The organism is Burkholderia sp. BCC1638 (genome assembly GCF_902833195.1).
GTDB lineage: Bacteria > Pseudomonadota > Gammaproteobacteria > Burkholderiales > Burkholderiaceae > Burkholderia > Burkholderia diffusa.
In genome coordinates, this window is record NZ_CADFEC010000008.1 from 240,018 (window position 1) to 261,937 (window position 21,920).

16 protein-coding genes are annotated in these 21,920 nt (G+C 57.8%); all 16 read left to right on the top strand.

Features of this window, described 5'->3' with window-relative positions; all coding sequences use genetic code 11:
- The first annotated feature begins 8 nt into the window (after positions 1–8).
- The 16 genes from wecB to HWX22_RS12780 all read left to right on the top strand — a co-directional run bounded on the left by wecB (position 9) and on the right by HWX22_RS12780 (position 21,918).
- Positions 9–1,127 carry a UDP-N-acetylglucosamine 2-epimerase (non-hydrolyzing) gene (gene wecB, locus HWX22_RS12705; protein ID WP_175915743.1) on the top strand — a complete coding sequence of 373 codons (1,119 nt, stop codon included), beginning with the start codon at positions 9–11 and terminating at the stop codon, positions 1,125–1,127.
- Positions 1,121–2,395, top strand: coding sequence for a UDP-N-acetyl-D-mannosamine dehydrogenase (gene wecC, locus HWX22_RS12710; protein ID WP_175915744.1), 1,275 nt, complete (start codon positions 1,121–1,123; stop codon positions 2,393–2,395). Before wecB ends, wecC begins: the two co-directional genes overlap by 7 nt.
- Complete coding sequence (locus HWX22_RS12715) at positions 2,385–5,378, top strand: FkbM family methyltransferase (RefSeq protein WP_175915745.1); 2,994 nt, start codon at positions 2,385–2,387, stop codon at positions 5,376–5,378. Before wecC ends, HWX22_RS12715 begins: the two co-directional genes overlap by 11 nt.
- Before the next feature lie 10 nt (positions 5,379–5,388).
- Positions 5,389–7,509, top strand: a complete 2,121-nt coding sequence (locus HWX22_RS12720; protein WP_175915746.1) for a glycosyltransferase family 2 protein — start codon at positions 5,389–5,391, stop codon at positions 7,507–7,509.
- Positions 7,502–8,599: a UDP-galactopyranose mutase gene (gene glf / locus HWX22_RS12725; protein ID WP_175915747.1), complete on the top strand. Its 1,098-nt coding sequence runs from the start codon at positions 7,502–7,504 to the stop codon at positions 8,597–8,599. Before HWX22_RS12720 ends, glf begins: the two co-directional genes overlap by 8 nt.
- A gap of 70 nt (positions 8,600–8,669) precedes the next feature.
- Positions 8,670–9,323: an acyltransferase gene (locus tag HWX22_RS12730; protein ID WP_175915748.1), complete on the top strand. Its 654-nt coding sequence runs from the start codon at positions 8,670–8,672 to the stop codon at positions 9,321–9,323.
- A gap of 174 nt (positions 9,324–9,497) precedes the next feature.
- The gene (locus tag HWX22_RS12735; protein WP_175915749.1) at positions 9,498–10,508 is read left to right on the top strand and encodes an alginate lyase family protein; all 1,011 of its coding nucleotides are present in this window, start codon (positions 9,498–9,500) and stop codon (positions 10,506–10,508) included.
- 282 nt (positions 10,509–10,790) lie between these two features.
- A complete protein-coding gene (locus HWX22_RS12740; protein WP_175915750.1) occupies positions 10,791–11,960 on the top strand; it encodes a nucleotide sugar dehydrogenase in 1,170 nt (389 codons plus the stop codon).
- 41 nt (positions 11,961–12,001) lie between these two features.
- A complete protein-coding gene (locus tag HWX22_RS12745) occupies positions 12,002–13,069 on the top strand; it encodes a glycosyltransferase (protein ID WP_208456623.1) in 1,068 nt (355 codons plus the stop codon).
- Positions 13,066–13,617, top strand: a complete 552-nt coding sequence (locus HWX22_RS12750; protein WP_175915752.1) for a hypothetical protein — start codon at positions 13,066–13,068, stop codon at positions 13,615–13,617. Before HWX22_RS12745 ends, HWX22_RS12750 begins: the two co-directional genes overlap by 4 nt.
- 131 nt (positions 13,618–13,748) lie before the next feature.
- A complete protein-coding gene (locus HWX22_RS12755; protein WP_244135217.1) occupies positions 13,749–14,594 on the top strand; it encodes a polysaccharide deacetylase in 846 nt (281 codons plus the stop codon).
- Positions 14,591–15,931 carry a glycosyltransferase gene (locus HWX22_RS12760; protein WP_244135218.1) on the top strand — a complete coding sequence of 447 codons (1,341 nt, stop codon included), beginning with the start codon at positions 14,591–14,593 and terminating at the stop codon, positions 15,929–15,931. The genes HWX22_RS12755 and HWX22_RS12760 overlap by 4 nt, the downstream gene beginning before the upstream one ends.
- 142 nt (positions 15,932–16,073) lie before the next feature.
- Positions 16,074–16,997, top strand: coding sequence for a glycosyltransferase (locus HWX22_RS12765; protein ID WP_244135219.1), 924 nt, complete (start codon positions 16,074–16,076; stop codon positions 16,995–16,997).
- 15 nt (positions 16,998–17,012) lie between these two features.
- Positions 17,013–18,488, top strand: a complete 1,476-nt coding sequence (locus HWX22_RS12770) for a glycosyltransferase (RefSeq protein WP_175909175.1) — start codon at positions 17,013–17,015, stop codon at positions 18,486–18,488.
- A gap of 1,110 nt (positions 18,489–19,598) precedes the next feature.
- Positions 19,599–20,384, top strand: a complete 786-nt coding sequence (locus tag HWX22_RS12775) for an SDR family NAD(P)-dependent oxidoreductase (protein ID WP_175909201.1) — start codon at positions 19,599–19,601, stop codon at positions 20,382–20,384.
- A gap of 1 nt (position 20,385) precedes the next feature.
- Positions 20,386–21,918, top strand: a complete 1,533-nt coding sequence (locus HWX22_RS12780) for an LTA synthase family protein (protein WP_244135220.1) — start codon at positions 20,386–20,388, stop codon at positions 21,916–21,918.
- Positions 21,919–21,920: the final 2 nt, after the last annotated feature.

A 21,920-nucleotide genomic window follows, 5' to 3' on the forward strand; every position in this document is an offset into this window, starting at 1 on the left:
GGAAAGCAATGAGAGCCCTGATTGTCCTTGGAACCCGACCAGAAGCCATCAAGATGGCGCCCCTAGTCAATGTGCTGGCTGGTGAGCCTGGAATCGAGACGAGGGTCTGTGTGACCGCGCAGCATCGACAGATGCTTGATTCGATGCTCGGTTTTTTTGGTATTCGACCGGACTACGATCTCGACGTCATGGCGCCCGATCAGTCGTTGCTGGGCATGACAAGCCGAGCACTGGCCGGTCTCGACTCCGTATTGAGCGATGCACGTCCGGACCTCGTGCTGGTGCAGGGCGATACGTCGACGACGCTCGCAGCTGCATTGTCCGCGCACTATCGACAGATTGGCGTTGGTCATGTGGAGGCGGGCCTTCGTACCGGGGATTTGTCCGCTCCTTGGCCAGAGGAAGCGAACCGACGGCTGACGAGCGTGCTGGCCAAATATCACTTTGCCCCGACGAGTCTTGCCCGCGACAATTTGCTGCGGGAGGGCGTATCGGGAATTGATATCCATGTGACAGGCAATACGGTTGTCGACGCGTTATTGGATACGATTGCCCGCGTGCGTGAGGACCCGGTACAACGCAAGCAGATGGAAGAGCGATTCGCATTCCTGAATTCAGGGAAGCGACTGATCCTCGTCACCGGACATCGCCGGGAGAATCTTGGCAGTGGTCACGAGGCTGTTTGTCGCGCCTTGCTGAAAATTGCACGACGAAGCGATGTCGAGATCGTTTTCCCGGTACATCTCAATCCGAAAGTAAAGCAACCGGTTCATCGTCTTCTCGGAAGTGTTCCCGGAATATTCCTGATCGAACCACAGGACTACTTGCCTTTCGTTTACCTGATGGATCGAGCCGCCTTGTTAATCAGCGATTCCGGCGGAATTCAGGAGGAGGCTCCGGCGCTGGGCAAGCCTGTGCTGGTGACACGCGATACAACCGAGCGGCCTGAAGCGGTGGCCGCCGGAACGGTCAGGATTGTCGGTACTGATGAAGCAGCCATCGTCGCAGAAACGAACCGGCTGCTCGATGATCCAGAGGGGTATGCCGTCATGGCTTGCGCGACCAATCCGTACGGTGACGGCAAAGCGGCACAGCGTATCCGCGACATCTTAGTGGGTGAATGTTGAACACGATCTCGATAATTGGCCTTGGTTACATCGGTTTGCCTACCGCCACGCTGTTTGCGTCACGCAAGCGACGGGTAATTGGCGTCGATGTATCGCCGTATGTCGTCGATACAATCAACCGTGGTGATATTCATATCGTCGAACCGGAGCTCGATATTCTGGTTCGTGCCGCGGTCGGAGCTGGCTATCTGCGGGCAACGACATGTGTCGAGCCGGCTGATGCGTTCGTCATTGCGGTGCCGACGCCATTGACCGGCGATTACAAGCCGGATTTGAGTTGCATCGAGTCCGCGGCCAAGTCGATCGCCCCTGTCCTTGCACGCGGCAATTTGGTCATTCTCGAATCTACGTCTCCCGTCGGTACGACCGAGCTGCTGGCCGACTGGCTCGCCGAAATGCGTCCGGATCTGAGCTTTCCACAGCAAGCTGGCGATGCATCTGATATCCGTATCGCACATTGTCCCGAACGGGTTTTGCCCGGTCGCATCGTTCATGAACTGGTGGTCAACGATCGCGTGATTGGCGGCATGACATCCAGATGTTCGGAACGTTCGGCAGCACTCTATAAACTGTTTGTTCAGGGGGATTGCATCATCACGGACGTTCGCACGGCCGAAATGTGCAAATTGACCGAGAACAGTTTTCGGGACGTCAATATTGCATTCGCAAACGAGCTGTCGATGATTTGCGAGGAGCAGGGTGTCAATGTTTGGGAATTGATTCGACTGGCGAATCGGCATCCGCGCGTCGACATCCTGCAACCTGGATGTGGCGTCGGTGGGCATTGCATCGCCGTTGATCCGTGGTTCATCGTAAACAGTGCGCCGAAGAGCGCGCGTTTGATCACGACCGCGCGGCAAGTCAATGATGCAAAGCCGGAGTGGATTCTTCGAAAAATCGAACGGGCCATCGAAGAGCTAGGCACGAGAGGCATAGCCGCAACCGATGTCCGTATCGCGTGCTTCGGTCTTACCTTCAAGCCCGATATTGATGATCTGCGTGAAAGCCCCGCGTTGCAGATCGTAACGGAACTAATCAATCGCTATTCCGGGAAGATTGGCGTAGTTGAGCCGAATCTTGAGGCGATGCCCGAAAGTCTGGCAGGTCGTCACGTATTAAAAATGGATTTGAATACGGCGATGGAGTGGGCAAATATCCTTGTCGTGCTGGTTGACCACTCCCAGTTCAAAGACGTTTCCCCAAATATCACCGGAAAAAGAGCGCTTATCGATGCCCGCGGAATCTGGGAGAAGAGTAATGGCAAATAAGGCAAACGATCACGATTCGACTGAATTCCGTCTCACCAGGGCAGAGGAGGAAAACGTCACGTTGCTTCATCAGCTCTTGCAGACTCAGGAGGAGCTTGAGCTGCGTCTCAAGAATCTCGGACAGGAAACCAGGTTGGGCATCGTCGCACGAAGCGGCGCTGTAGGTGCCAATAGTTGGCTCGATGACGAGCTGCCCGAGATTTTGGCCGAAAATTTGCGGCTGCAGGCTCTCGTCGAGTCACAACGAAGCATTCATCAAGTGGAATCGCGGAACGCGCTTAACGCGAAGCTGGGCGACATTCTGATCCAGGGAGCAGATGCGCCGGCGTCGTTACTGTCGGTGCCGGGCAAACTCGTGAAAATCTGGCGTCAGTCCGGCCGTCGGAATCCACCCGAAGCATTGGGCGGAAAGAATTTCGAAAAAATCATTGCGGCGTACGGCTCCGGTGGTTTTGTTGCAGTCGAACAACTCGTTGCCAAGGTATCGCTTTCGCCAGCCATGCTGGCTAACGCGTATACGGCTTTGGCCCGGCACTTGATGAAGCAGGATCGCACCGCCGCGGCGGAAGCCGCGCGGCATGCTTACGATGCGGATCCTAAACCTTTCCGTTTGAAATGGCTGGCCTTCCGACTTCACGAGGCCGGCAGTCTGATCGAAGCAGAGGCAATGCTGGGCATCGTGCCGCCCGAAACGAGCTTCAGCGATTCGGAAAGCCGTCAGGCTCTGCAACTGCGAACCGCGGCGAAGGTTGCGCGTCAGCGTGACGCGAAACAGCGAACAGCCTTTGCTGAGCGACGTGCCGCATTTGAGCAGCAATTGAACGGCGTCGTTCAGGACAGGGATCAGCAGTCGAAGCTGTTGATCGAGCGTAGTCAGGAGCTCGCGGAGCTATTGAAAGCGAACGCGCGACTGGAGCGCGAGCAACGGGCGCTGACAGCTCGGTACGAGACGCAATCGGCGCTGTTGGTTGAAGGTGACCGGAAGATCGACGCGCTGAAACTGCTCAATGATCGATTTGAGGCGGGGCAAGCGACGTGGGTGACGTCGCGGGAACAACTTGAGCGTCAGGTGAAGGACGGCATGGACGCATGCTTCCGAAAGGACGAGGAAATCCGGTTGTTGCTGGATAACGTGTATCAGCTTCAGGATGAGTTGGAGGACGCGTTCGACAGGAGACGAGAGCTCGAGCAATCCAATGAGCAATTGCGCCTTGACGTACAGCATCTTGCGGTTGAACTCGAATCCCGATCCACGTCGGCAAACGAGCTTGGTGTCGCATTGGCTACGTTGAGGGAAATCCGAGCGGGCCTTGAGGTTGAGATTCAGGCGTTGGCAAACGAATGCGAGTCGCATCGGAAAGTGGCAGAAGATCGCGAGCGGGAGATCGATGCGCTGAAGCAGATGAAGGCGCAAGCTGAATACGAACGGCAGATTCTTGCAGTCGAGCAGGAAGTGCAGTTGCGAATCGGGGAGGAGCGCGCGCGCGAACTGGCTGCGGCAAAGGAGGAGAGCGCGCGACTGGGGCAATTGCACCAGCAGTCATTGGTCGCCAGCGAAGCCAAGTCGATGCTTGCGGAGGAGCGCGCACGCGAAGTTGCTGCGTTGAAAGAGGCAAACGCACAGCTCGAGCGGAAACAGCAGGCTCTGGCGATCGAGCGTGAGGTGCAGTCACGTGCCATCGGGGAGCACATACGCGCGGTTGATGCATTGACGCAGGCAAAAACGCAACTGGAGCAGGAGCGAGCGGTGTTGGTTGCCGAGCGTGAAATGCTGTCGCGGGTGACCGAAGAGCGCGCACGGGAAGTCGACATATTGAAACAGGGCAAAGCCGAACTCGAACAGGAAAAGCAGAGCCTGGTAGTCGAATGCCGGTTTCAGGCGAAAGTGGTGGACGAGCGTGATCGTGAAATGAAGGTGCTGCGGGGAGCGAAAGCAGAATTGGAACACGGCAGGCGCAAGCTTGAAGTCGAACTGGAAACGCAACTCCGCGTCGCCGAAGATCGTGGACAGAAGATCGAATCTTTGAAGCTGGCACGAGGTCAGCTGGAGAATGAGAAGCGCGAACTGATGCTTGCGCACGAAGCCCGGTCTGCGGCGGCTGACGAGCGCGGGCGGGAAGTCGAAACGCTGACGCGTGCGAAGACGCGCCTGGAACAGGAGCTTGCCGCACTGAAGAGTCAAGTCTCGAAAAATGCAGGCAATAGAGGCGATGCCGATATCGACGACCTCATCGGCGACCTTGAGCTGTTTTTCAACGGGAAGGCAATCGTTTATGTCGACGTCGGCGCGTATGTCGGGGATGTTTTTCTAAAAATCAAGCAGACGGCAAAGAAGTTCCGTGTCCATGAAGCACACCTGTTTGAGCCGAACCCGACCAGCTATGCACAGTTGCTTGACAGGACATCCGGAAAGGGTGGTCCGATCGTGCATGCGTATAACGTAGCGGTCGGTGACGCAGACGGGACCAGTCAATTCATCCACGCCCGGAGTATGACAAAGGCTCTGCCTGGAAACCTGCGGACCGTCGATGCTCCGGGTGACGTTTTCACAGTCAACCAAGTAAGCCTGGATAGTCATCGCCCCATCTTCACCGACGGCAGGATAAATCTGCTGAAGATCGATGTAGAGGGACGGGAGCTTGCAGTTTTGAACAGCGCGAAGCAACTGCTCTCTACGCAGGCCGTAGATATTCTGTATATCGAAGTCGGATTCAATCAATCTGGCACTCAGCAAACGTATTTCCCGGAAATAGATCAATTCCTTCAGCCGCTCGGCTACCGCGTGATGCGCATCTATGAGCAAAAGGAAGAATGGATGAGCGACTCGCCTCTGCTGCGGCGGGCTAATGTTGCGTATATGAGCGAGAGATTTGCAACGGCGCATCCGGTCACCTTGATGCGGGAGTTGCGGGTGTTGAAGAATAAACTCAATGAATTCCAGGCGGATGGCGGTGGTGCAAAGAACGTTGCAGCAGTGAAATGAGCTCAAATGCTTGCGGCTGCCGCAGCGCCTGTTAATCAAAATTCAACAAGATATCTATTCAGAGAGGCGATTGATGAGTATCAAACGGGGGAATGACTTGATCAAGCGTGGCGATTTCGTTGGTGCAATCGCCGAATACAATAAGATATCCAGTGATGACCCACTGTATCGGTTTGCTCGGTTCAATATCGAGTGGGCCGAAAGAAAACTGAAGCGCAGCGAACAGGGTAAAGCGGAGCATCACGGGTTTACGGGTGCCGTCGCGGGACATGGTCCGAAGATTTCGATCGTGATGCCGGTGTTTAACGTCGGTCCATATCTGGACGCCTGTATCCTTTCCGTTCGGTATCAAACCTACAAGAATTTCGAACTTATTATCGTCGACGATTCGTCGACCGATAATGGAAAAGAAATTATCCGAATGCACGCCGAACTGGATAGCCGAATTCGCGTAATTGACCTGGATCATAATACTCTCGGTGGCGCCGGTATTCCCAGTAATATCGGAATAGATGCCGCGACAGGGGTGTATGTCGGTTTTGTCGATAGCGACGATTGGATCACTGAAACAGCCTTCGAGAGAATGGTGGCGGCAGCCGAGCGTCACCAGGCGGACGTCGTCATTGGCGGATTCAGAACGTTCGTGGAGCAAAGTCGCTCCTACGCGGAAGCCTATGATTTGCAGGCATTTGAAAAAATTCCTACGGACGAGGCGTTCACTGCAAAAGAATATCCAGAGGTATTTCGCACGTCGCCCGTTCCGTGGCGAAAACTTTATCGGCGAAGCTTCCTCGAAGAGAATCAAATTAGATATCCAGAAGGGGATTATTTCTATGAGGATAATCCATTGCACTGGTTCGTGCTTGCGTCCCACAGTAAGCTGGTCAAGATCGATGAAATAATCAGCTATCACCGTATGGCTCGTGAAGGGCAGACGATGGGCGCGGCCGACTACAAGCTCGCTGCCATGTGCAATCACATCAATACGATCGGCTGCTTTCTACGGAAACACGTGGATTTGTCGAAAGATCAGATCGTTGTCGACGAGTTCTACGATTATTGCTATCGAAGCAGTTGGGTTTCGCAACGTCAGGAGCGGGAAGAGGTCAAGGCGCTCATAGGCAAGCGAATCGCGGCCGTTGTAAATCGTAATCAAAAAACAATTCCTCCCAAGCGTGTGCGAGGAAATTTCAATAATCGCATAAAGGATTTTTTCAACGGATATCCAGACTACGATCTGACGATCGTTATTCCGACCTACAACTGTGAAAATTTCATCGCGGAAACGTTGGGATACGCGTTGAACGTTCCGGGCATCAAGGCAAATGTGTTGGTTATTGACGACGGTTCCGAGGACCGAACCGCCGATATCTGTCGCGCCCTGGAGCAGCAGCACGAGAATCTTCATTTTTTTCAGCAGAAGAATCGGGGTGCTGGTCGTGCGCGCAATGCGATTATTCCGCTCTGCACTGGTCGTTACACATTTTTTCTTGATTCCGATGATGTCATCGACGGTGAGGCACTTGCCGCGGCCGTGATGCATGCGAAGAAGCAAGATAACGATCTGTACTTTGTGAAATACAGGATTGAATTCCACGAAAAATCTCAAGTTCGGGATATGTTTAATGCCGACAATGCGCTGTGGAAAAAGTTTTCCGAGGCGGCTGATAATAATCAGCGGCGGCGTATTGCGGCGGCTTTGATTAATTATCCGTGGAATAGGATTATCAAAACAGATCTGTTGCACGACGCCAATATTTTCTTTGGGCCAACTATGGTGCATAACGACATTGCATTTCATTGGGATAGTCTATTGGCGTCTAATAGTATTGGGTATGGCGATGATGTTGTTTGCACTCACCGGAAATTCGAATCGCGTTTTCAAGTCACCAATATCTCTGATCACCGGCGTTTGACTGCATTTGATGCATTGGAGTTTACGCATCATCGAATTTCAAAACACCCCAACGGAGAATGTCTGGTTGATATCTGGGTTGAGTTTGCGAGCGCCCTCGTAAGGTGGGTCAAGGATCGGGTTCCCGAGAGTCTTTTGCCTGTTTATGAGGCGAGAAAAACTAAATTGATGGATCTGTTGGCAAGTCAGCGAGAGGAGAAAGCTCACAATGTATGATTACTTGATCGTCGGAGCCGGTATGTTCGGCGCCACCTTTGCACGCCTGGCGACGGACGATGGAAAGAAGTGTCTTGTTATCGACAAGCGAGACCACATTGCGGGAAATTGTTATACGGAAAAACAAGAGGGCATCGATGTGCATAAATATGGCCCTCATATTTTCCATTGTAACGATGAAAAGATATGGGAATTTGTAAATCGATTTGCTGATTTTAATAATTTCAGAAATCAGCCGATTTCGATTTCGGGCGGAAAGGTGTATTCTCTCCCGTTCAATATGTATACGTTCAACCATATGTGGGGAGTGACGACTCCTCAAGAGGCAATGCAGGTTATTGAATCGCAGAAATTGCGACTGAATGACCGTGAGCCGGAAAATCTGGAGGAGCAAGCTCTTTCCCAGGTCGGAACTGACATATACGAGAAGCTGATTCGCGGTTATACCGCGAAGCAGTGGCAGCGCGATCCAAAAGATTTGCCTGCCTCCATCATCAAGCGGTTGCCGGTGCGGTTGACTTGGGATAATAACTACTTTAACGATAAATACCAGGGGGTTCCGCAAGACGGCTATACCGCCCTGTTCGAAAATATGCTCGAGGGAATCGATGTGCAACTTGGCATCGACTATCTGGCGAACAAGGACGCCTGGAATGGCAAAGCTAAAATGGTTGTTTTTACCGGAAAGATTGACGATTATTTTGGCGGTATATACGGCGAGCTCGAATATAGGACGCTGGAATTTGATACCTGGGTCGAGGATACGGAAAATTACCAAGGCAATGCTGTCATCAATTATGGTGATCAGGACGTGCCATGGACGCGCATCATCGAACACAAACACTTTACTCCAGGTAATCGAAGCCCAAAAACCGTGGTTACCAAGGAAATTCCGTCTGCTTGGTCCAGTACGAAAATTCCGTACTATCCGGTCGGGGATGAGGAAAATTCATCGAGGTATTCGAAGTATCGGGATCTCGCAGAGCAGGAAGTTAATGTCATTTTTGGCGGACGGCTTTCCGAGTACAAATACTACGACATGCATCAGGTGATCGGCTCGGCATTTGCAAAATACAGGGCACTTTCTTGACGCTCACCCGTGCGAGATGATTCGCTTGTCATGGCGGAAGTGCTGTTGTGGCAGGTGAATCCCGCGAGTAATGGACGGTAATTCGATGAATTTATATGGATTGAAATTGCTGGATGGATCGATCGTTGAGAATCCATCGATCGATGGTCTGACAGTTGACTTCCGTTCCGACGGTTCCGAAGTTATCGTGCATGAGGGGGCCTTGTTCAGAAATTGCAGGTTTACACTTGGCCGCGATTGCAAGGTGGAGATTCAGTCAACTCACAAGCGTGGGTTGATAAATACAGTCGTTGACATGTCAGGAATCGGCGTGAAGAAAAGATTGATCATCAAATCCGGTACGTCTATTGAGAGTGCTCGATTTGCCATGGCTAACGAAAGTAACTTGATCGTCGAAATCGGAAAGGGTTGCATGCTCAGCTCGGGAATTACTTTCCGTGCAACCGACGGGCACGCCATTTTTGATGTTTCCACCGGAGAGTTGCTGAATAAATCAAAACCGATTTTCATTGGCGACAACTGCTGGATCGGCTCGGAGGCGGTCATTATGAAGGGTTCAGTTATTCCAAATAATGTTATTGTTGGGTCGCGCTCTCTGGTGGCAAAAGTTTTCCACGAGGAAAATGTCGTGCTTGCGGGTGTGCCCGCAAAGATTATCAGGAGAAATTGCGGCTGGAGCAGAAGTTACGTCGACGCATACGTCAACGAATCGAGTGCGGATTAAGTGGAGTGTCACGGTAACTGTGTGTCGAAGCATCGTTTCTCGCGCGGTTCTCTTTATTCGTAATTGGCGAGATTGTACAAATCACGCAGTCAAGGAGGCAATATGGCCGGGCGGTATATTGGATTTTTGTCGTGCCTTTGCTCGCTGTTGCTGAGTTCGGCTTGGGCTGGGCCGGTGAGTCTGGATGCCGGACAGGTGGCGAGTTTGCGCCAATTGCTGAAAAACGACGGTGAAGCGAGGTCGCTGTACAATTCCTTGTACAAAAACGCAAATACTGCGCTGGACGACACGCCGCAAGCCGCTCCGATTCTCGTTGGCGAGGGTAAGCTGAATTCGAATTCCGGGAAAATAAAATCAGACGACTCGCTTCGCGATATGCAGAAAATATCCGCGCTGGCGTGGGTGTGGCTGGTTTCCGAGGACGAAAAATATGCTGAAAAAGGTGTTGATTATATTTTGGCATGGGCCAAGGTGAATCGCACTGACGGCGATCCTATTAATGAAACGAAGCTGGAGCCGTTGATCGTCGCATATGATATTCTGCGACCTCGGTTTTCTCCTGATAATGCCGGGCTTGTCGACGATTGGTTGAGGGGGCGGGCCGTTACCGTTTGGAATGACTCGAGGCACCGAACCGGAAACTGGCAAAGTCATCGCCTGAAAATTGTTGGTCTTATTGCGACCGTGCTGAAAGATGACGCCCTTTGGAAAACTGTGGAAAAAGGGTTCGAAAGACAGATGGACCAAAGCTTCAGGGCCAACGGAGAAAGCATCGACTTCGTTCAACGGGACGCGTTGCATTATCACTTGTACAGCGTTGCTCCTTTGCTGACGTTGGCATGCGTTGCGCATCAACGCAAGCACGACTGGTATGACTACCGGGCTTCATCCGGAGCATCTCTCAAGCAGTCAGTGGATTTCATCAAGCCGTTTGCCTTCGGACAGGAAAAGCACTTGGAATTTGCAGACTCGTCGGTTGCTTTCGACAAAGCTCGGGCCCAGGCGGGGCAAAGTGAATATGCACCGCATATGTGGAGGACTTGCGACGCGGGTCCGGTATTTTCGCAGGCCGGCTGTATGGATCCCGATGCTGAGGCGCTCGCGGTCAAAGTATGGTGCGGCGAGCCGCACAAGAGATTTGTCGATTGGCAGAGCGTGCTGAATTCGATAAGGATCGGCAAGTAAATGATCAAGCGCGGGAGATATCACCGCAAGAGAGGCTTGGCCGCCCCGTGCGAGATCGTTGCTGTTGCTGCCGTGGTCATGATGCACTTCGACGTTCGACGCTTGCTGTATACCGAAGGCAGGTCAACAGTCGAGTAAAGCCGATCGTGTTGATGCTTGTGCGACCGCGCACGCAAGGGCGGGGTGTAGCGCCGGCCGCCGTCGTCCCGCGTCGCCTTTGGTGCAAGCCAGATGCCGTCGTCCGCAGCCTGACCGGTTTTGACATGTTTTAAAGGGAACTGCATGAAAATCGCTATCGCCGGCACAGGCTACGTCGGCCTGTCCAACGCCGTCCTGCTGTCGCAGCACAATGAAGTCGTGGCTCTCGACATCGTCCCCGAGAAGGTGGCGATGCTCAACCGCAAGGAGTCGCCGATCGAGGATGCCGAGATCGAGGACTACCTGCGCCACAAGAGCCTGAACTTCCGCGCGACGCTGGACAAGGAAGACGCGTACGCCGGCGCCGACTACGTGGTGATCGCCACGCCGACCGACTACGATCCGGACACGAACTACTTCAACACCCGCTCGATCGAGGTCGTCATCCGCGACGTGATGGCGATCAACCCGCGCGCGGTGATGGTGATCAAGTCGACCATTCCGGTCGGCTACACCGAGCGTACGCGCGCGGCACTCGGCACCGACAACCTGATCTTCTCTCCCGAATTCCTTCGCGAAGGCCGGGCGCTGTACGACAACCTGCACCCTTCGCGGATCGTGATCGGCGAACGTTCCGAGCGAGCCGAAGCGTTTGCCGGTCTGCTGAAGCAGGGGGCGATCAAGCAGGATATTCCGACGCTGTTCACGGGCAGCACGGAAGCCGAGGCGATCAAGCTCTTCGCGAATACGTACCTGGCGATGCGCGTGGCCTATTTCAACGAACTGGACACCTACGCCGCGCAGCACGGTCTCGACACGCACCAGATCGTCGACGGCGTATGTCTCGATCCACGCATTGGTGCGCACTACAACAACCCGAGCTTCGGCTACGGCGGCTACTGTCTGCCCAAGGATACGAAGCAGTTGCTGGCCAACTATCGCGACGTCCCGCAGAACCTGATTCGTGCGATCGTCGAGTCGAACGGCACGCGCAAGGACTTCATTGCCGAGAGCATTCTCAAGCGCAAGCCGAAGGTTGTCGGCATTTATCGCCTCGTGATGAAGGCCGGGTCCGACAATTTCCGCGCGTCCAGCATCCAGGGCGTCATGAAGCGCATCAAGGCCAAGGGCGTCGAGGTCATCGTCTACGAGCCGGCATTGCACGAATCGACGTTCTTCAACTCGTCGGTCGTCCACGACCTGGCTGAATTCAAGCGCTCCGCCGACGTAATCGTTGCCAACCGCCTGACCGACGACCTGACCGACGTCGCAGGCAAGGTCTACACGCGCGACCTGTTCGGCGGGGACGCATGATCGGCCAGAAGCCTGGTCACCCGGCGCGCGCGGCGAGCGCGTTGCCGCGCATCCTGTTCTTCAACGTGAACGGCTCGGGCATGGGCCATCTGAACCGTTGCCTCGCGTACGCGCGTCGCCTGCGGGGCCGCGCGCGTCCGTTCTTCTTTTCGCTGGCGTCGGCGATCGAGATCATCGAGGAGATGGGATTCGAGGCGGACTATTTCGTTTCCCATTACTGGTCGTCCAGCTCGACGTTCGGCTGGAACAGCGAACTGGCCGTGCGGCTGGGCCTGATGCTGGAGCGGGTTCGCCCGGATGCGGTCGTATTCGACGGAACGTGGCCCTTCAAGGGTTTGCTGACGGCATGCGAAACGTATGGATCGCCCGTCCTCGTGTGGTCCAATCGCGGGCTGCTCAAGGCCGATACCAAGACGGTGCCGGTGGACGAAGCGCTGTTCGATCTCGTGATCCAGCCGGGTGAACTGGGTGCGACCGAAGCACGCGCGTCGCTGACGAACGGCGGCACGCGGCTGTCGGTGCCACCGGTCTGCCTGCTGGAGGACGACGAGTTGCTCGACCGCGCAGCGGCGAGAAACGCGCTGGGCCTGCCGCAGGCCGGTCGCTTCGTCCTCTTTTCTCTTGGCCCGGGCAACCTGAAGGATGTTGCCGGCATCGGGCACGGACTGATCGCCGCGTTCGAGGCGGCCGGGTTCCAGGTGGTCTGGGCGCGGGCGCCCATTTCGGTGCGCGACGTCGAATTGCCGGCCGGTGTGCTGCCGATCTCGGTCTACCCGTTGGCGCGCTATCTGCGTGCGTTCGATGCCTTTGTCGGCGCCGCGGGCTACAACACCTGCTGCGAACTCGTGCAGTCGGGCATTCCCGCGCTGCTGGTGCCCAACGCGCAACTGGTGGACGATCAGGTTCGCCGCGCGCGGATGGTCGCCGACGCGATGCCGGCCGTCGTGTCGGCTTGTGAGACCGAGCAGGAACGCAAGGCGGCCGTCGACGCGCTGCTGGGCGTGTTGCCCGAGGCGGCGCCAGCGCGGTGCGCGGTGCCGATGAATGGCGCGTCGCTCGCGGCGGACGAGATCATCGCCAGGATTGCTGACAAGAGGCGAACGCATTGAGCATCATCGACCAAACCCGGGCCTTGAGGCACGAATTGCGCACGCTGGCGGCGAAGCCCGACTGGACGTTGCTGACGCGCCATGACCTGCTCGCCGGGAAGCCGCCTGCCACGCTGAAGGAGCGCGCGTGGCGCGGCATCAGGCGCGTGCTGGCCACGTTAGATGTGGTTACGCCTCACGTGACGAACTATCCGTGGCTGCCGACCCTGAAGCACGCGCCGGTTTCGGCCGAAGCGAACACGCTGTTGATCTGGGCGCCGGGTACGGAGCGCGATGCACTGCGCCGTGCGTGCGAAGGCTTTTCCGCGCGACTGAAAGGCAACGATGCGCTGGCGCCGGTACTGGTGACCGACGTGGCCGATTTCGCCTTCTATTCGCGGCTGGGCTGGCTGGTGGAATACCTGCCGGAATTGAGCGGCGACGATCGTTCGTATCGCGAAAGAAAGCGCGCGTATCTCGCGTGGCGCTATCGCGATGCGCGGATCGTGCCGCCGGCCGCGGCGCAGGCCAGCGACGCCGACTGGAGGGCATTGGTGGAAGTGAACTGAACATGATGGATAGAAATCGCTATGCCATGTTGACGGTGGATACCGAGGCGCTGCCCAAGCGCGCCACGGAGGATCACGTCAAACGGTTGATGTGGGGTGTGCACGAGAAGGGGCGGGCAGGGGTTGCCGAAATGGCTTCCATCGGCGACGAGTTCGGCGTCAAGCACGTGTTCTTCGTGGATCAGTGCGGCGCGTATGCATACCTCGACGAAACGAAGGAGGTCGTGCGCCGGCTGGATGCCGCGGGGCAGGACGTTCAACTGCATACGCATCCGGAATACCTGCCGGACTCGTTCTGGGCCGAGCACGGCCTTGCGCGACGGCCGCAATACATGAATCAATACACGGACGATGCGCGCGCGGAGTTCGTGATTCGCCACTTCGGCGGGCTGATTTCGGCGGAAACGGGCAAGCCGGTGCTGGCGCACCGTGCCGGTTCGTTTCGCTGGAACGCGTCGACGATCCGGGCGCTGAAGTCCACCGGCGTACAACTGTCGTTCAACAATTCCCTGTGCGCGGTCCATGCCGGGCAGTGCAACTACAGCGAGCCCACGAATCTGCCGTTCCAGTGGTCGAACGGCGTGATCGAAGTGCCGATGACGGAAAAGAAGATCCTGCCGAAGGTCGGCAAGGAAGAATGGTGGGCACGCCTGACTTATCCTGAATCGCCGTATTTCCGGTTTCGTCCGTGGTGGGGCAAGCTGCTGCTCGACGCGTTCAGCGGCAGTCCGACGTTCTCGATTTTCCTGCTTCATTCGTGGTCGCTGCTGTATTGGGACGAGAACGGGCATGCGACCTATCGGGACGACCAGCGTGTCGAAGGCTACCGGAAACTCCTGTCGCGCCTGACGAAGGACTACGACGTGATCACGACGTCGGAATTCCTCGACTTGCAGGCCCGCGGCAGGATCCGGACCACGCATACGACCGATCTCGCCTGTGCCGAACTGAAGACGGCCGGGGCGGCGAAAGCATGAGCACGATGCTCGATTCGTTGCAGACGGCGTTGACCGAGCCGCTGCTCGCGATGAGCCGTCGACTGACCGCGCATGTGCTCGAGCGCAAGTTGAAGCAGCGTTCGCACGGCGTGCCGTTCGTCGGCGATCCGGACAGCATGCTGTACGTGGCGGCGAGCGCATTGCCATATCACACGAGCGGCTATACGACGCGCACGCACGAAGTCGTGCGCGCATTGGCGGCTGCGGGCGGTCGCGTGCATCCGCTGACGCGGCCCGGCTATCCCGGCGATCGCGCGGATCGCCTGACCGACGCCGCCGAAAGCGAGACGCAGGTGAGCGAGGTCCGGTATCTGCATGCGAGCGCGCCGTTCAACAACCGGCCGGTGCTGATGTATGCGTTGCAGGCGGCGCCCGTCATCGCGCGCGTGGCCATGCAGCATCGCGCGTCGGTGATCCACGCGGCGTCGAATCACGTGAACGCGCTGCCGGCGCTGCTGGCGGCGCGGCAACTGGGCATTCCGTTCCAGTACGAGATGCGCGGGTTGTGGGAGTTGACGCGCATCTCGCGCATGCCGGAATACGAAAGGCGGCAGGGGTTCGCGCAGGGGCTGCAGCTGGAGGGTCTGGTGGCCCGGCACGCGGACAAGCTGTTCGTGATCTCGGCGCAACTGGGCCGGTTCGCGCGCGATCGCTGGGGGATTGCCGGCGAGCGGATGTATTTGCTGCCGAATTGTGTGGATCCCGAACGGTTTACACCTTCGGCGCCCGAGGAGATCGACGCCGACACGATTGGATATGCAGGCTCGCTGATCGGCTATGAAGGACTCGACACGTTGATCGATGCGGTCGGCCGGTTGAGCGGGCAAGGGCGCGCGGTGCGGGTCGAGATCGTCGGAGAAGGCGAGGCACGGCCGGCGCTTGAGGCGCAGGTGCGGCGCCTCGGATTGTCGGAGCAGATTCGCTTTCTGGGCCGGACCTCGCCCGAGCAGGCGCGCAGGACGCTCGGTCGTTGTGCACTGGTGTGCATCCCGCGCAAGCCGTTCAAGGTTTGCGAGATCGTGCCGCCGATCAAGCTCGTGGAAGCGCTCGCGATGGGCAAGCCGGTGATCGTGCCGGATCTGCCGGTGTTTCGCGACGAAATGGGTCCGAGTCCGGCTGGCTGGTTTTTCAAGGCCGGCGATGCGTTCGACCTGGCACGGGTGATCGATGCGGCGCTGTCCGATCGCGGTACGCTCGCGGCGCTCCGTGGCCAGGCGAGAGAATACGCGGCCACACAGCGCCGCTGGCGCGAATTTGTCATGAACGCACTGCCAATGTCGCAGGGTGAGGGGTTAAATGGTCGGCAGGGTCATTAGAAAACTGGGTTCGTTGGTCTACGACTATCCGACGGTTGCGGAGGATGTGGAGCAAGTCGGACGCTTCGGGTGCCTGAAGATTGCGCTCGTCACCGATTACTTCACGGCGGACTGCTTGTCGGCGGAATGTCGCGTGCGCACCATGACGCCTGCCAACTACGCGGACGTGATCGGCAACTGGAAACCGGATCTCGTGCTCGTGGAATCGGCGTTTCACGGCGTGGACGGGAGCTGGCGCTACGAGCTGGCGCGACAGTCGCCGCCGATGCGGCTGAGCAAGCCGACGGCGATCTTTCGCCTGGTCGACTTCGCCAGGCGCGCGGGCGTTCCGACCGTATTCTGGAACAAGGACGACGGCGCGTTCTTCGACACGTTCATCGACGTGGCGAAGGTGTTCGACTACGTGTTCACGACCGACGAGGCATGTCTCGACCGATATCGGCAGCAGGTGCCCGCGCACGTGCCGGTCAACACGCTGGTGATGCCGTATCAGCCGGCGTCGCATAATTTCTCGGGCTTCAATTTCGTTCGCAACGAAGCGTGCTTCACGGGCAGCTACTACCGGCGCATCCTGAACGAGCGCCGCCGTTTTCTCGACATGGTGTTCGACACCTGCGAGCAGAGCAATCTGCAGCTCAACGTATTCGATCGCAATCACGATCGCCTGTCGCGCTTTTTCGAGTTCCGCTATCCGAAGCGGAACGGGCTGCGCGTGCACGGCAAGGTGCCGCATCGGGAAACCGCGCAGGTGTACAAGTCCCATGCGATCTCGATCAACGTGAATTCGGTGACGGGCTCCGAGACGATGTTCTCGCGACGCCTGCTCGAGATTCTCGCGTGCGGCGGCATCGCGGTGACCAACGCGAGCTGCGCGGTCGACCGGTATTTCCGTGAGTTCTGCCACGTGATCGATACGCATGACGATGCGCGGGAGTTGTTTTCGCGGCTTCGGCACGGCCCGTCGCAGGATGATCTGGACCGGGCCGAGGCAGGCGCACGCTACGTACGGCAGAACCATACGTGGGCGCACCGGCTGGAAGAAATCTGCGCCGTCGTGAAGATCTGAGGGGAAGGGGTCACGATGCTCGCGCTGCTTTCCTACGCTGCCCAGTTGGTTTTCCTGCTGGTGGTGCTCTACTTTGCGCTGTACGTGCTGCTCGAATTGCGCGTGCTGCTGATTTCCCGCAAGGTCGAACGGCGCAAGCTGACCGACCTGGCGCAGCCCGTCCGGATCTCCGAAGACGGGTTTCATCCTCGGGTCAGCGTGCTGCTGCCGATCTGCAACGAGTCCGAGATGGTCGAGCGGCTGATCGATGCGGCCTGCCGCCTGACCTATCCGTCCAACGAGATCGAGATCCTGGTGCTCGACGACTCGTCGGATGCGACGACGAAGCTCGCGCGGGCGAAGGTCGATCGCTACGCCGCCGACGGAATCGACATCCGGCTCATCAAGCGTCAGTCGCGAACGGGCTACAAGGCCGGCAACCTGGTCAACGGCATCCAGCAGTCGTCCGGCGACTTCTTTGCGATCTTCGATGCGGACTTCTTGCCGCCTGCGGATTTCCTGCTGAAGACCATTCCGTGTTTCACCGATCCGAAGCTCGGCTTCCTTCAGACCGGCATCGGCTACGAGAATCGCGACGCGTCGTTCCTGACACGCTTCCAGGCCATGGAAATGGGCCACCAGCAATACGTGACGGTGGGGCTGAGCGAGGACGGCGACATGGCGTCGCTGAGCGGCAGCTCGTGTGTGTGGCGCAAGGAGTGCGTCGATGCGCTGGGCGGCTGGAATGCGTCGACAGTCACCGAAGACGTGGACCTGGGCTATCGCGCGCAGTTCGGCGAATGGAAGTACGCGTATCTGCGAGAAGTCGTTTCCATGTCGGTGCTGCCAGAGACCATCAGCGCGTTTCGCATTCAGCGCGAACGCTGGGGGCGCGGCCTGATCCACAGCGGGTTCAAGCATGTCGGACAGATGCTGTCGCAAAGCATGCCGCTGATGAAGCGGATGCACGCGATCTCGGTGATGTTCTCGTCCGTGCTGCTGGCTTCGATCTATGTGCTGATACTGCTCAGCATGCCGTTGACTTGCCTGGTGCATTTCGACGGCGAGGGGATTCATCTCGGCGCATTCGTCTTTTTCGTTCTGGTGGCAATCTGGGCGCTTGCGAATGCGTTCGGTTCGCGCAAGGGCGCGAGATTCGACGACAAGCCGAGTGTTCTGAAAACGGTATGGGATACCTACCTTTATATTGCGATGTTTTTGCCGATGGCCTGGTATTACTTCGCGGGGGGCGTGCGCGCGGTTTTCGGTGTGTATAGCGGCTTTCATCGCACGCCAAAAGGCAAGGAAGCCTATCGCTCGACGATGCCTCGCATCAACGCAGTTCTGCTGGCCGGCGAAATCGCCACGTTCGCCTATTCACTCATGACGGTTTTGCTGGCGATTCAGAAGAAGAACTATGTTTTGATTCCGCTCAACGTAACGGTTTGCGTCGGCTTCGGTATGGTTCTCTTTTGGTCATGGCAAGAGCATCGTGCCCGCGTGCAATCGTGATTTCCGCGTGAGCGCAGTCCAATCGACCCGAATGGCGGGCACGGATTGCCGATTTGTTAAGGGTGCCTTCCTTTCTCGCATATGGTCCGTAAAGCTGATTGTCAGCATCGAAAGAAACGCAGGTGTTTGCACGACGAGGGAGCGCAAGATCACGAGCGATGTTGTACGACGAATGCCGCAGGCCGCCGATGCGTTGACCGGCGGTGCTCGCCCGATCGAATCGGGGCGTGCGTTCACTTTTACCGATGGCGCGGCCGCCTGGCTTCGCTCCCGTCTCCGGTCCGGCGCCGATCTGGCGGTGCCGCCTGACGATTTGCATACGCGGCTCGGCGAATCAAGCGAGTCGAAGGATCATCAAGATTTGCAAAGAAGATTCGAGGAATTCTGTCCGTCCCAATTGGACGGGGCAGAATGCCACCAGACAGTCTCTCATCGAACCCGCCAAGTCGGAGATTCATGTCTGACGAATGGCCAGGCAACTTTAACAACGGCTTGCAGGATTGCCGTATGCAGCCGGCCGAACGGTGACGCGATCATCGGCATTCGACGCGACTAAAACGTCGTGCGAATGGACCGCTACCGGACGGTCAAGTGAAATGATTCGGCAGTTTTTTCCGATGTTTGCACTTCGCGGATCGGCGTGCGACCGGTGCCTGACGATTGCAAGCAATGCGAGTTTCGTGTTTTGCATGGTCCCGATCGACGAGAGCAAGTGCGGCGTAAGCGGTCGTAACATGCAAGGTATTACTCGAATATTAATATTGATGTATGATCGCGTCGGCGCGTTGTAAGCTTGTGGCCAACAACCTTTCGCGTCGCGCAAATTTCCATGCGGTGTCGTTTCGCTGCATGGCCCGCACATTTTTTCGCAACCCTGATTCGGGCGGTCGCACATCGTTACATCGATGTTCCGTGCCAATGCGTGATGTGTCGCGGACGTAGTCAAATCATACGAAATAATCGAACGCAATAAATCGATAATGTTGTCTGCTGCTTGATCGAAATATCAGGCAGCGCTTCGCGCTTGAAGATCGATAACCAGACACCGCTGAAAAATAATGTCTGTTTAAAACGATGGAAAGCAGCAATATTCGCAACCGGGGAGGGCAGGTGAGCGCAAGCGGGCCACGAGCAATCGTGATAACCGGCAGCAGTGCCGGGCTTGGACGTGCGCTGGCATTGAGTTATGCCGCGCCCGATACCACGCTGGGGTTGATCGGCAGAAATTCGGCGCGGCTGGAATCCGTCGCCGCGGAGTGCCGTGCGCGCGGCGCCCGCGTCGTGATCGGCTGCATGGACGTGCGCGACTCGGCCACCGTCCAGGACTGGATGGTCGATTTCGATACGCGGTATCCAATCGAATTGATGATTGCGAATGCCGGCGTGGCCAGCACGCTGCAGTCCGCGGACGACTGGGAGCACATGGCGCGCACCGCCGATGTCGTCGATACCAACCTGTACGGCGCGTTGCATGCGGTGCTGCCGGCCATCGACCGGATGCGCATGCGCCGGTGTGGGCAGATCGCGGTCGTCAGTTCGCTCGCCGCGTTGCGGGGTATGGCCATCTCGCCTGCCTACTGCGCGAGCAAGGCGGCGCTGGTCGCTTACTGCGATTCCGTGCGCCCGATCCTCGCACGCGAGGGCATCGGCCTGTCGGTCGTGATGCCGGGCTTTGTCCGCACAGCGATGAGCGACGTCTTCCCGGGCAGCAAGCCGTTCATGTGGAGTGCGGACAAGGCTGCCGGTTACATCAAGAAGCGCCTCGCGCGACGCCGCGTGGAAATTGCCTTTCCGTTCAGTCTTGCCTTCGGCATCAAGTTGCTGCGCCTGCTGCCGGCCACGCTGGCGGATGCCATTCTCGGTCGTCTGTCCTATCTCCCGCGCGGGAAGGCGTGACGTGCTGCCCGGATTCGCGTTCGCGGCTGCGGCAGCCGCACTCTCGTTTCTCGTAGAGGCCATCGCGTATCCGCGCGCGTCGTTCGTCCGTTCGCCGGCGGCGATCGCTCTGCATGTCTGCGCGTTCGCGATCGTGGCGGGCGCGACTTTCGCCGTGACGGCACGGCCGCTTGTCTCGGCATCCGTCGCCCTCGTGCTGATCGCGTTGCTGGCCGTCATCAGCAACGCAAAATACGAATCCCTGCGCGAACCCTTTGTCTTTACGGACCTGAGCCTGTTCAGCCAGGTTTTCGCTCATCCGCGTCTTTATCTGCCGTTTCTGAGTGCGGGTAAGGTGTTCGGCATCGTTGCCGCCGTGGCGGTCGCGACGGTCGGGTTTCTGCTCGAACAACCGGCCGGCATGCTGGCGCGTGGCGCCGCCGCACTGATCGCGGTCGCTTGCGCGCCGGTCTGTGTCGCGCTGTCGCGTTGCGTGCCGCTGACGCTCGACCCGATGGCGGACCAGCGCCGGACGGGTTTCTTCGCGGCATTCGTCGCTTACCTCGTCAACGGGCTGCGGAGTGCGGAGCGTAACGCGTTCTTTCGCGCGGTCGACGCCGGGCCGTTCGCCGGCGGCCGTCCGCACAGCACGCCGGACGTGATCGTCATCCAGAGCGAATCCTATTTCGACGCGCGACGCCTCGGCGCATGCGTGTCGTCGGAGCCGTACGCGAATTTCGATCGCGCCCGCCGCGAGGCATTCACGCAGGGCAGCCTGGACGTTCCCGCCTGGGGCGCCAATACGATGCGCAGCGAATTCGCGATGCTGACGGGATTGCCGTCGGCGGCGCTCGGCTATTCGCGCTTTTACCCGTACATGTATGTGCGCCGCGCATGTGCGTCGCTGGCGGGCTGGTTCAAGCGAGGCGGATATCGCACGCTCGCGATTCATCCGTATCACGCCGATTTCTTCGGGCGCAACCGGGCATTCCGGTTCATGCATTTCGACCGTTTTCTGGATATTCGGGATTTCGGCGGTGCCGCGCGAGTCGGGCCTTATATCGGAGACGGCCCGGTGGCCGATGCAATCATCGCGGCCCTCCAGGAGCACGGCGACGGGCCGGTGTTCGCGTTTGCGATCACGATGGAGAACCACGGCCCGCTGCATCTGGAACCGGTCGGGCCGGGCGAATCCGAATCGCGGCATACGCTCGGCGACGACGCGCGCTGGCGCGATCTGACCGCCTATCTTCGACACGTCGAGAATGCCGACGGCATGATCGGCAAGCTGACTGATTATCTCCGCAAGCGGGAGCGTCCGACCGTGCTGTGCTTTTACGGCGATCACGTTCCCGCTCTGACTTCGGTGTTCGACGCGCTCGAAACCGAACCGACCAATAGCGATTACTTTATTTGGCGCAACTTCGCGAACGATTTCGGCGAGCACCGAAACCTTCGCGTCGAGAGTCTCGGTGCTGCGATACAGCGCGCGATGGTGCACGTCGACTGCACTCGCGCCGCTTCGCCGACCGGGATGCTTCAGACGCCGGCGTGATG

Excerpts from the sequence above, each read along its gene's own strand:
- wecB (WP_175915743.1), top strand. The coding sequence starts at position 9 with ATGAGAGCCCTGATTGTCCTTGGAACCCGACCAGAAGCCATCAAGATG.
- wecC (WP_175915744.1), top strand. The coding sequence starts at position 1,121 with ATGTTGAACACGATCTCGATAATTGGCCTTGGTTACATCGGTTTGCCT.
- HWX22_RS12715 (WP_175915745.1), top strand. The coding sequence starts at position 2,385 with ATGGCAAATAAGGCAAACGATCACGATTCGACTGAATTCCGTCTCACC.
- glf (WP_175915747.1), top strand. The coding sequence starts at position 7,502 with ATGTATGATTACTTGATCGTCGGAGCCGGTATGTTCGGCGCCACCTTT.
- HWX22_RS12730 (WP_175915748.1), top strand. The coding sequence starts at position 8,670 with ATGGACGGTAATTCGATGAATTTATATGGATTGAAATTGCTGGATGGA.
- HWX22_RS12740 (WP_175915750.1), top strand. The coding sequence starts at position 10,791 with ATGAAAATCGCTATCGCCGGCACAGGCTACGTCGGCCTGTCCAACGCC.
- HWX22_RS12755 (WP_244135217.1), top strand. The coding sequence starts at position 13,749 with ATGGCTTCCATCGGCGACGAGTTCGGCGTCAAGCACGTGTTCTTCGTG.
- HWX22_RS12760 (WP_244135218.1), top strand. The coding sequence starts at position 14,591 with ATGAGCACGATGCTCGATTCGTTGCAGACGGCGTTGACCGAGCCGCTG.
- HWX22_RS12765 (WP_244135219.1), top strand. The coding sequence starts at position 16,074 with ATGACGCCTGCCAACTACGCGGACGTGATCGGCAACTGGAAACCGGAT.
- HWX22_RS12770 (WP_175909175.1), top strand. The coding sequence starts at position 17,013 with ATGCTCGCGCTGCTTTCCTACGCTGCCCAGTTGGTTTTCCTGCTGGTG.